The following is an 8,831-nucleotide window of genomic DNA, read 5'->3' as shown; positions in this document are numbered from 1 at the left end:
TAAAAAAGATTCACTTCAGACTGATCAACGACTCCAAAGGCCTTCAATTTTTTCAATCTTTTCCTGATGGATTGCTAACTCTTCATCTGACGCCATGATCACAGGTAACGGGTTCCGATCAGCGGGCAAACGGTGAATCGCAGTAACGTCAGAGTGATCATTGCCACCCTCATCACTTTCGGCAACCAGCTTTAGGTCGGTCTGGCCACCGGTCATCCGCAGATAAACATCAGCCAGAATCTCGGCATCCAGCAAAGCGCCGTGCAATTCCCGGTGCGAGTTATCGATATCGTATTTTTTACAGAGTGCATCCAGAGAGTGACGTGAGCCGGGATGCATCTGGCGGGACATCACCAGGGTATCGAGTATCTGGCAGTGATCTTCTGTTTTACCAAAGTTTGAGCCGGTTGCCTCATCCAACCATTTAAATTCGTAATCCATAAAGCCCACATCAAAGGGGGCGTTATGAATGACCAGCTGGCTACCGCGGATAAACTCAAAAAACTCCTGAGCAACTTGGGCAAAAACAGGCTTATCGCTCAAAAATTCCAGGGAAATACCGTGCACTTCCTGAGCCTCAACATCAATTTCCCGCTGAGGGTGAATATACTGATGGTAAGTTCGGCCAGTAAACTTGCGATTAATCAGCTCCACACAGCCGATTTCAATAATCCGGTGCCCTTGGGATGCTTCAAGGCCGGTGGTTTCAGTATCCAGTACAACTTGTCTCATGGGGATCTATATTCTCAACACGTGTCTAAAAATCGGTGAATCAAAAGCATCGTACCGTGCTGCAATAACAGCAAACTTAACCCGCCAGCAACTCGGCAATCGCTTCATTAGCCAGTTCATCGGCCCGCTCATTATCCGGATGACCCGCATGACCTTTAACCCAAGACCATTTCACCTGATGCTGACTGACCGCCTGATCCAATCGCTGCCAAAGATCCTGATTCTTCACTGGTTTTTTATCCGCTGTCTTCCAGCCTCTTTTCTTCCAGTTATGAATCCATTGAGTAATCCCTTGTCGCAGGTATTGAGAATCTGTCGTCAACTCAACATCACAAGGGCGTTTTAGCAGCTCAAGGGCCTGAATAGCAGCCATAAGTTCCATGCGATTATTTGTGGTTTCTGCTTCGGAGCCTTTTATCTCCTTCTTGGCATCGCCATAGTAAAGAATCGCACCCCAGCCACCTGGCCCGGGATTCCCTTTGCATCCGCCATCGGTAAAAATTTGAACGTGCTTACTCAAAACCACCCCTGCCCAGGAAATAAACCAATCACTTTCTGTTAAAAAAACGTACAACGTCAGTCTGAAAAAGCCCTGAACGTCATTTTAAAAACGAGAAATACTAACAAATAAAATGCATTAGCGGACAAAATTTACAAACGAACCAGCAAAACAGTCATCGTTTCAGATCAGTGCCGGAGGCCGGTTTTCCCATCACTTTAGGGCGGCTCATGCCTTTGTTTGAAGCGGAAGGAACAACTCCCGGGATAAACTGCTTTTGCTGCCACGGTTTTCGAATCGGTGTCGAACAGCCAACCTCTTTCTTTGCCCAGATAATATAAGCGGCTCCAAAGCGATTAAGCACACCGACCGAGTCTAACCAACGACTCCGGTCCAGCCATTTACGACTATTAACGGCAGGCCTCAACATGACGGTTTCGACATCTTCAATACGATAATCCAGCAGCGTCAGCCAATCATTCAGCCGACCCAGCCCGATAAAACGACCGCCCCAAGGGACTTTTTTCCGGGACCGCACTAATCGGCAAGCATTCCAACTACTCATAGGGTTAAAACCAACAATGATCAAATGCCCTTTATGTTGGGTAACCCGTGCCGCTTCACGCAAAACAGCATGAGGATTTTCAACAAAATCCAACAGATGGTGCAGCAAAACCACGTCAATACTGTCATCTGGCAGAGGCAGAGCATCCGGTTCTGAAACCAGAACCGAATCTCCGGCATCGGTAACCAGCTTTGGGCTCCAGACAATTGGATGCTTAATAGGAGACAGGTGCTCCAGGCTGACATGGGGCGATACCCCCAAATTCAGAAAATGGTAGCCAAAGGTTTTGGCCAGAAAAGGCTCAAGACGAGCCGACTCTGCTTCAAAAAGCTCCCGCCCCAGGGGCTGACGCCACCAAAGCTCCAGAGCATCAGAGAATGCAGCGAGCGTTCGATTGTCTTTGCGCAAACCGGTAAATTTCACTTCAGCCCTCTACCTTACATTGAATCAAAACGACGAACACTTAACGTATTATCAGGACATCAGGCATAACCCACCAGTGACAAAATAACACACGGTTATCTGACCAGCATGACACACCATGATAGGCTCATTGAACCAAACGCTATTGAAAGATCTGTATCAGCTAAGTCATTATGATGAAAAACAATCAGTTAACCAGAGACACCGGATAACTGACAGAGATCAGCTTTGATCCCAGACTAACCCAGAGAGTTCACTATGTTAGCAATTAAACCGATTCCCGCGTTCAATGATAACTACATCTGGATCCTGACCAACAGTGATAAAAAAGCCTGGGTCGTCGACCCCGGAGATGCGACACCTGTTATCGAATACCTTGAAAGAGAGAAGCTAATCCTTGAGGGGATTCTGATCACCCATCACCATAAAGATCATACCGGAGGAGTGAACTCGCTTAAGGAAACCTACTCAGTCAAGGCTTATGGTGCCAATGTAAAAGATTGTACGGATGAAATACTCAATGACGGTAATAAAGTCACGGTTCTGGGCACTGAGTTCAACACGCTATCGATTCCGGGACATACACTGGATCATGTCGGCTTTTATGCGCCAAAAGAGCAGATTTTATTCTGTGGCGACACGCTTTTTTATGGAGGTTGCGGGCGTCTTTTTGAAGGAACACCAGAGCAGATGTATCAGTCTCTACAGAAGCTGGCCACGCTGCCCGACGAAACACGTGTCTATGCCACTCACGAATACACTCAGGCCAACCTGAAGTTCGCCTCTGCCGTAGAGCCGGACAGCCCTTATATTCTTAAAGCCATTCATGAAACAGATCAGATTCGTAACAGGAATTTACCGACATTACCCACGACAATTGGCGATGAAAAATGTCATAATCCGTTCCTCAGAAGTCACCAGCCCCCGGTCATCGCTGCCGCCACGGAGCAATCGGGCTCTTTAGTTATTGATCCTGTTGAAGTTTTTGCCACAATTCGTCAGTGGAAAGACAATTTTTAATCAGGACCGTACGTAGTTATTACTTTATTTATTATGGTAAACAAATTCAGAAAAACCGGGTTATGCCTCTTACCCTTCACCTTATCATTGGCATTAAGCGGTTGTATTACAACCAAACCCGGCTCGGAAGAGACGACACAAGCTGTCGTACCCCCTGCAGATGAAAACTTCATCTCTTTGAACACGTATCGTGCTCAAAGTGAGCAGACCATTCAGGATCTGGGGCTAACGAATCCAAGCTTTGAAAACCCCGGTACCGAATGGCGTTCCTGGGATACACCAGCACTGCCTCAGTTTAATTTGTGGGATCGTCTGCTGCAGAGCTTTAAGCTGGATCTTGATACCAACAATCCTCGTATCGAAGCCCAACTAAACTGGTACAAGCGTCATCCCCGCTACCTGGAACGGGTCTTTACCCGTGCTGAGCGCTATATGTTCCATGTAGTAGAAGAAGTGGAAGCACGCAACCTGCCTGGCGAGCTGGCACTACTGCCTATTGTGGAAAGCGCCTATGACCCGTTTGCCTACTCCCACGGCCGCGCATCCGGAATGTGGCAGTTTATTCCTTCCACAGCACGTTACTTCGGCATAGAAAATGACTGGTGGTATGACGGTCGCCGGGATGTTCTCGACTCTACCGATGCTGCTCTGACCTATCTTGATCGACTGGCACGTCGCTTTGACGGTGACTGGATGCATGCCCTTGCGGCCTACAACTCCGGTGGCGGCACAGTTAACCGAGCGATCCGTAAAAACCGTCAGGCTGGCAGACCCACGCATTACTGGGCTCTCAAACTTCCGGCTGAAACCAAAGCTTATGTCCCTAAGCTGATTGCACTGGCAAAACTGGTTAAATATTCGGATAAATACGGCATTAAACTCCGCCATATTCCAAACGAGCCCTACTTTGCCGCCGTTAACACTGAGGCTCAGATTGACCTCGCCCAGGCTGCAAAGATGGCCGATATCACCATCAACGAGTTGTATCTGCTAAACCCAGGCTACAGTCAGTGGGCAACTTCACCAAATGGGCCTCACCGACTGCTTGTTCCTGTTGAAAATGCCGATATTTTTCGCGAGAACTTACAAAAAGTTCCCCCTAAGAATCGCATTGCCTGGCAACGCTATAAGGTTGAATCCGGCGACAGTCTGATCAGTATTGCCAAGCGCTTCCGCACGACACCGGAACTGATTCGCGACGCCAATCAGATGCGGGGAAATTCAATCCGCGCAGGCAGCAAGCTTCTGATTCCAATCCCCAAAGCCAGCGCCAGTCACTACGCGCTCAGCTCCAGTCAGCGCCTCAAGCGCAAACAGAGCTATGACCGCAGTAATACCGGTGGCAACAAGATCGAACACTACGTCCAGCCCGGCGACAGCTTTTGGGGGCTTTCACGCAAGCACAAAGTAGGTGTTCGTGAATTAGCACGCTGGAACGGTATGGCTCCCACAGACCCCCTAATGCCAGGAAAGAAACTTGTCATCTGGTCTAAAGCTGATCGCGCTGTTAGCAGTAATGCCAAAAACCGCAAAATCATTCGTCGCGTTGGCTACAAAGTTCGCCGAGGTGACTCTCTGGCGCGCATCGCGGGCAAGTTTAATGTCAGTGTGAAACAGATTGTTAACTGGAATAAGATCGATAGACGTAAATATCTGCAACCGGGTCAGAGCCTGACCCTTTATGTCGACGTAACCCGAAGCCACTAATTGAACTGGCTTCATATATTTTTAGCCTTATCATGCCGGACATGATGAATAAGATGATAAAAAAGGGTGCTCCGCACCCTTTTTTGTTGCCTATCATTCTGAGATCCGTATTCTGTTAAACCCTATAAAACTTCGTAGTCCATTGAAGAATATAAGAAAATCGGCAGGAGCCCATGACTATGCTCAATAACCTGAAGCAAGCAGCAACGTTAAGTCATTGCAAAAAAATGCACCGATTCGCACGAGCAACTCTGGCTTATTTCATTTTAACCGCTTCTACTATCTCAGTGGCATCAACCCCACAACACGGTCTGGCGATGCACGGGGATCTTAAATATCCCGCCGACTTTCCCCACTTTGATTATGTCAACCCCAACGCCCCTAAAGGGGGTGTCCTGAAACAGGCAGCCCTCGGTACGTTTGACTCACTTAACCCCTTTATTATCAAAGGCGTTGCAGCAGCAGGCACAGGTCTCATCTACGATACGCTGATGGAGTCTTCCGCAGATGAACCTTTTTCAGAATATGGGCTTTTAGCCAAAACGGTCACCCGCGCTGACGACAACAGCTGGGTCGAATTTGAACTTCGTAGGGAAGCCCGCTTCCACGACGGCAAACCAGTCACCCCTGAAGATGTTATTTTTACCTTTAACACGCTTATAGAAAAAGGCCGTCCTTTCTATCGCGCCTATTATGCAGATATCGCTAACATCGCTAAAACCGGTCCCCACAGCGTTCGATTTAACTTTAAGTCGACTGAAAATAGAGAACTTCCCCTGATAATCGGTCAGGTACCTGTTCTGCCAAAACACTACTGGCAGGATAAAGATTTCACCAAAACCACGCTGACACCACTCCTGGGATCAGGCCCCTATACAATGGCTAAGGTCGATAGCGGCCGTGCGATCTACTATCAAAGAGACGAAAACTATTGGGGTAAAGACCTCCCAATCAATAAGGGCCGCCATAACTTTGACCAACTTGTTTTTGAGTACTACAGAGACAACACGGTCGCTCTTGAAGCATTCAAATCCGGTGATCTGAATTACCGTCGGGAAAACAGCTCAAAATTCTGGGCGACCGCCTATGATTCACCCGCGCTTAAAGATGGCCGAATCATCAAGGAAAAAATCAGTCATAAGAATCCTACGGGAATGCAGGCATTCACTTTCAACCTAAGAAAGAGCACGTTTCAGGATATACGGGTCCGGCAGGCTCTAAATCTGGCTTTCGACTTTGAATGGACCAATCAGAACCTCTTTTATGGTGCCTACACCCGAACAGAGAGCTATTTCTCAAATTCGGAACTTGCCGCAAAAGGTCTGCCTTCAGCAGAAGAAAAAGCGCTTCTTGAGCCCTATAAAGATCAGCTACCCGCTGAAGTCTTTACAAAAGAGTTCAGCCTTAATAAGACTAAAGGTGATGGCAATATCCGTAATGAACTGCGTCAGGCAGCCCGTCTTCTCAATCAGGCCGGCTGGAAAGTTAAGAATGGCAAACGAGTCAACCAGAATGGCGAACCGATTGAGATCGAAATGCTACTCTACGACGCTACCTTCGAACGGGTCGTACACCCCTACAAGAAAAATCTGGAGCGACTGGGCATCACCCTGAATACCCGTATCGTTGACACCACCCAATACGTTAATCGGGTTCGCAACTTTGATTTTGACATAATTGTGTACAGTATCGGTCAGTCAAATTCACCGGGCAATGAACAGCGCGAATACTGGCATTCAGAATACGCTGACAAAGAAAACTCCAGCAATATCATGGGGATTAAAAATCCGGTCGTTGATGCCTTGGTCGAAAAAGTGATTTCTGCAGAAAGCCGAAAAGCGTTAATAACTGCGACCCGTGCGCTGGATCGAGTGCTCCTTTGGCAATACTATCTGGTGCCACACTTTGGGATTACCCATTATCGCGTCGCTTTCGATCATAGAATCAGGCACCCGGAGAACACCCCACCCTACCTGCTTGCAACAGACACCTGGTGGTATCAGGAAAAATAAAACCTATGCCCGGGGAGCCTTATTCAGGAGCAAACTCTCCGGGAGTTTGATTAAACAGAGACTTCAACTGCGCTACCAGGATCCCTTATGTGGAGCTATATCGCCCGCCGTTTACTTCTGATGATCCCGACACTGTTTGGCATCATGCTGCTCAACTTTATTATTGTTCAGGCGGCCCCCGGTGGCCCAGTTGAACAGGTATTGGCACAACTGGACGGCATGGACAGCCAATCCAGTACCCGAATCGGCTCCGGCCAACAAACCGAGCTACAGTCCCAAAGCTCAGGTTCCGGATCAGATTACCGCGGAGCTCAGGGCATTGATCCCGCACTGATTAAAGAAATTGAGCAGCAGTTTGGTTTCGATAAACCCGCCCACGAGCGCTTCTTACAGATGATCGGACAGTACCTGACCTTTGATTTCGGAGACAGTTTCTTCCGGGACAAACCCGTATTGGATCTGATTCTTGAAAAAATGCCCGTATCGGTATCTCTGGGGCTTTGGACGACGCTGATCGTCTATGGTGTCTCTATCCCTCTGGGTATTCGTAAAGCGATTCAGCACGGCTCGCCCTTTGACGTATGGTCATCCGGAGTGATTATTGTTGGTTATGCGATACCCAATTTTCTGTTTGCAATCCTGTTGATTGTCATCTTTGCCGGTGGCAGCTATCTCGACTGGTTCCCATTGCGCGGGCTGACATCAGAAAACTTTGATCAGCTTCCCTGGTACAGCCAGATGACTGATTATCTGTGGCACATAACCCTGCCCGTTCTGGCATCTGTTATTTCAAGTTTTGCGACCCTGACCATGCTGACCAAAAACAGTTTCCTCGATGAGATCAACAAACAATACGTGATGACTGCCAGAGCCAAAGGTGCGTCCGAGAAGCGCGTACTGTATGGCCATATTTTTCGCAACGCTATGCTGCTGATTATCGCCGGCATGCCAGCAGCCCTCATCGGCATATTCTTCTCCAGCTCACTGCTGATTGAGGTTATTTTTTCACTGGACGGCTTAGGTCTGTTGGGCTTTGAAGCCGTGATGCAACGGGATTATCCGGTCATTTTCGGCACCCTGTTTATTTTCACACTGATCGGCCTCTTGCTGAAACTGGTCAGTGACATCACCTATATTATGGTGGACCCGAGAATCAGCTTTGAAGGACAAAATCGCTGATATGAATCCGACACCTGTAAAACCGAGTCATAAAAAAGGCTGGCAGCCGTCACCTATCACCCGCCGACGCTTAAAAAGCTTTCGCCAAAACCGTCGAAGCTACTGGGCTCTGATCGTTTTCAGCCTTTTATTTGTGCTGACGCTCTTTGCCGAGATAATCGCCAATGATAAGCCGTTACTGATCCGATATCAGGGCGAATGGTTTACTCCCACACTTGAAGCCTACCCAGAAACACGCTTTGGCGGCGATTTCACAACAGAAGCGGAATATACCGACCCCTACATTCAGGAGCTGATTCAGGCTGAAGGCTGGATTCTCTGGGCCCCGATTCCCTTCAGCTATGACACCATTAACTACCAACTTGATCAACCTGCTCCCAGCCCACCGACAACTGAAAACTGGCTGGGCACTGATGACCAGGGGCGGGATGTGCTTGCCCGAGTCATTTATGGGTTTCGCATCTCCATGTTATTCGCCATTGCACTAACCATCGGCAGTACTATCGTCGGGGTTTTTGTTGGCGCGTTTCAGGGCTTTTTTGGCGGCAAGATTGACCTGCTCGGGCAGCGTTTTATCGAGATCTGGTCAGGCCTGCCGACCCTTTTTATTCTGATTATTCTCTCCAGCATTGTTGAGCCTAACTTTTGGTGGCTACTGGGGATTATGCTTCTGTTCAGCTGGATGGCTTTGGTC

Annotated in this window: 8 protein-coding genes; 5 read left to right on the top strand and 3 right to left on the bottom strand. The window is 48.3% G+C overall.

The annotated features are described in order from the left end of the window. Positions 1-24 precede the first annotated feature (24 nt). The 3 genes from dnaQ to AC4GL5_RS12415 all read right to left on the bottom strand — a co-directional run bounded on the left by dnaQ (position 25) and on the right by AC4GL5_RS12415 (position 2,219). On the bottom strand, positions 25-732 hold the full coding sequence (gene dnaQ, locus AC4GL5_RS12425) for a DNA polymerase III subunit epsilon (RefSeq protein ID WP_490383109.1): 708 nt from the start codon (positions 730-732) through the stop codon (positions 25-27). A gap of 76 nt (positions 733-808) precedes the next feature. Beyond that, entirely contained in the window at positions 809-1,252 is a 444-nt protein-coding gene (gene rnhA / locus AC4GL5_RS12420) for a ribonuclease HI (protein ID WP_490383108.1), read from the bottom strand. 154 nt (positions 1,253-1,406) lie between these two features. Further along, positions 1,407-2,219 (bottom strand): class I SAM-dependent methyltransferase, encoded by an 813-nt coding sequence (locus AC4GL5_RS12415; protein WP_490383107.1) that lies wholly within the window; start codon positions 2,217-2,219, stop codon positions 1,407-1,409. 258 nt (positions 2,220-2,477) lie between these two features. Here AC4GL5_RS12415 and gloB point away from each other — a divergent pair, with 258 nt between their 5' ends. The 5 genes from gloB to AC4GL5_RS12390 all read left to right on the top strand — a co-directional run. Further along, a complete protein-coding gene (gene gloB / locus AC4GL5_RS12410; protein ID WP_490383106.1) occupies positions 2,478-3,239 on the top strand; it encodes a hydroxyacylglutathione hydrolase in 762 nt (253 codons plus the stop codon). Positions 3,240-3,416: 177 nt separating this feature from the next. Then, positions 3,417-4,946, top strand: a complete 1,530-nt coding sequence (locus AC4GL5_RS12405; protein WP_490383105.1) for a lytic transglycosylase — start codon at positions 3,417-3,419, stop codon at positions 4,944-4,946. A 173-nt stretch (positions 4,947-5,119) separates the two neighbouring features. Then, positions 5,120-6,958: an extracellular solute-binding protein gene (locus AC4GL5_RS12400; RefSeq protein WP_490383104.1), complete on the top strand. Its 1,839-nt coding sequence runs from the start codon at positions 5,120-5,122 to the stop codon at positions 6,956-6,958. An 87-nt stretch (positions 6,959-7,045) separates the two neighbouring features. After that, positions 7,046-8,137, top strand: a complete 1,092-nt coding sequence (locus tag AC4GL5_RS12395; protein WP_490383103.1) for a microcin C ABC transporter permease YejB — start codon at positions 7,046-7,048, stop codon at positions 8,135-8,137. Position 8,138: 1 nt separating this feature from the next. Continuing rightward, on the top strand, positions 8,139-8,831 hold a 693-nt coding region (locus AC4GL5_RS12390; protein ID WP_490383102.1), incomplete at its 3' end, for an ABC transporter permease family protein.

This window comes from Oceanospirillum sp. (assembly GCF_982874595.1).
This window is presented reverse-complemented; position numbering and strand designations above follow the sequence as displayed.